The sequence below is a fragment of the Thermomicrobiales bacterium genome (assembly GCA_041390825.1).
GTDB lineage: Bacteria > Chloroflexota > Chloroflexia > Thermomicrobiales > UBA6265 > JAMLHN01.
On sequence record JAWKPF010000002.1, the window covers coordinates 1 to 2429 of the forward strand.

The following is a 2429-nucleotide window of genomic DNA, read 5'->3' on the forward strand; positions in this document are numbered from 1 at the left end:
GGCTTCGTCCCCATGCCGATTTGCGTACTCGATCAGTTGAATCCTTGGGACCCCATCGATTGACGTGACACTGGGATTGTCGAGCAGAGCCGGCAATTCTGTCTGTGCCAGGATGCGGGAGACATCCCCTTCCGGCGCCACAACCCGCACATCTCCGACTGTTGCCTGGGCAAACCGGCGCGACACGTCCGCCCAGGGGCCGTCGGTCTCATGACCGAGCCATTCTGTGGCAGGGCCGCGATAGCCGTCGGTATCGAATACTTCGAAGTCAATGCCAAATGCCTCGGCGACCTTCCTGAGGAAATCTTCCGATTTGATAAGCTGAGCTGCCACACTCTTATCAACGACTCGGATATCCAGGCCGCTATTGAGCATGTTATCGATGATTTCGCTGCTGCCCGGGCCACCCGCCACACTGCCGCTATAGAGCAACGTGACGGCACCCTCGGCATGCACTGAGACCTGTCCAATGAGGTTTATGAGATCCGACTTGAGCAGATCCCCGCTGGAGGTCAGATTGGAGAGCGCGTCCAGCGCATCGGATAAAGTTTCGTACATCCTTGTATGTCTTCCCTGGCTAGATGGTGAGTGTTGTCTCGCTGGTCTTTCTGGTCGAGTGGATTCCGCCGCCTTTGTAGGCCGTCAGCGCGTCTCTGAGATCCGCAATGATCTCGTCGCGCCGATCCAGCAAATGGTCCGACACGAAAAAACCTTTCAAATAGCAATCAACCAACTTGTAGTGCGACCAGCCATGGCCACCAGGCTCACCGCCGGCACTGAGCGTCTCCAGGCAGACCGTCATCAGCTCGCCGCGCCAATAAAAATGCCAGGTCGACTTATGGCTGTACTCCTCTCGTCCCCGATTAATCACCCGCAGATAGATCTCCCGTTCATGATCGATCGTCCAACTACGATTGGGCACCTTTCCCGTGTTTGACAACCACTTATCCATTTCGTCCAGCCCGAACTTCTTCCTATCTTCTTCACTGATTCGTTCATTTACAAAAGCCATAAGTTATTCACCTGATCTTGCACACATTGATAAACGCTGTTTTTTACGATTTTCATCGCTCTTGTCGCACAATGATGCATCTACCCCCCGTTTGAGACCGCATCGATGTCCATTCCCTCGTTTGCACCAATGGCCGATATAACGCCGAATTCTTAACGCTCACGCGCGCTCTCCTTCGCATAACGCAACAGCGGGCTCAGGAAGAATTCCATGATTCTACGAGTGCCCGTTTTTGCTTCCACCGCGACAGCCATCCCCGGTTGTAGGTCGACGTGCTTGCCGTTGACTTCAACGCTGGAACGTTTCATCGCCACCCGCATCTTGTAAACCAGTCCCATCCTGTCATCCGCCACTGCATCACTGGAAAGACCCACCACCTCTCCTGCAATGGTGCCGTACTTGGTAAACGGAAATGTATCAATCTTGATTTCGGCCTGCTGGCCGACTTCGACGAAGCCGATATCCTTGTTTTCGAGCACCGCCTCGACTTCCATCGTTCCGCCCCCGGGAACGATAACCATCAGTTGCTGTGCCGGGGTGACGATCGCACCGACACTGTGAACGGCAAGCTGCTGCACCACGCCCTTGACGGGGGCAGTGATGGTCTGAGCCGTGATCCGGGTCTCGGCCTTGATCCGTTCCTGCCTGATCGTGGATTGTCGGTGTTGCGCCTCATCCAGGCCCTCGAGCACCTGACGATGAAATTCGCTGCGTGTGTAGGCGATACGCGCATCCAGAGCCCGCTCGGCGGCCTGAAGCTCATCCACCCTTCCCTTCTGCGTGCGCAGATCGTGGAAAATTTCGCGGCGCTCCTGTTCGGTCTCAAGGTATTGCTGTTCGGATAACAGCTGCTTGTCCGCCAGACCCTTCTGATCTCTGGCCTTGCGTGCAACGATCGGCAGTACGGCTTCGAGCTTCGCGACCTGGTGCTGCGCGCTTCGGCGCTCTGTGTGTTGCTGATCCTGCTCGCGCCGAAGCACTTCGATCCGGTCGCTGAATTCCCACCACTGTCCGCGCAGCAGTTTGTCATCGACGGATTGCAGCTGCTGTTCGCCCGGCGGTGAGTCGGAAAGGAGCCATTCTGCAAGTTGCCGATAGCGCAGGATCTCGCGTTGCACCGTGTCTTGCTCGGCGCGCAGGCGGTCGACATCGGCCTGCGCGCTGCTCCGGTCGAGCTCGATCAGTACCTCGCCGGCTTCAACAGCCTGTCCATCGATCACGTGGATCGCTGCCACTGTGCCAATCTCGAGCGGCTGCACGGTCTTGCTGTGTCCACTCGGGATGATGCGCCCCTGCGCGACCGAGACGACGTCGACCTCGCTGATACCCGCCCAGGTGATCGCCAGCACGAAGAACGCCAGAATGGTCCAAAGAATCAGTCTCCCGGCCGGTGAAGGCGGGCGCTCCTGGAGCTCCA

At 57.3% G+C, this 2429-nt stretch carries 3 protein-coding genes; all 3 read right to left on the bottom strand.

Annotation, left to right across the window (positions count from 1 at the left end; translation table 11 throughout):
* A partial coding sequence (locus R2855_00015) for a hypothetical protein (GenBank protein MEZ4529384.1) occupies nucleotides 1-558 on the bottom strand: 558 nt, incomplete at its 3' end.
* 19 nt (nucleotides 559-577) lie between these two features.
* Entirely contained in the window at nucleotides 578-1012 is a 435-nt protein-coding gene (locus tag R2855_00020; GenBank protein ID MEZ4529385.1) for a hypothetical protein, read from the bottom strand.
* A gap of 152 nt (nucleotides 1013-1164) precedes the next feature.
* A partial coding sequence (locus R2855_00025) for an HlyD family type I secretion periplasmic adaptor subunit (GenBank protein ID MEZ4529386.1) occupies nucleotides 1165-2429 on the bottom strand: 1265 nt, incomplete at its 5' end.

What these genes read in the sequence shown, in the direction of transcription:
- R2855_00020 (MEZ4529385.1), bottom strand. Translation starts at nt 1,012, where the DNA reads ATGGCTTTTGTAAATGAACGAATCAGTGAAGAAGATAGGAAGAAGTTC.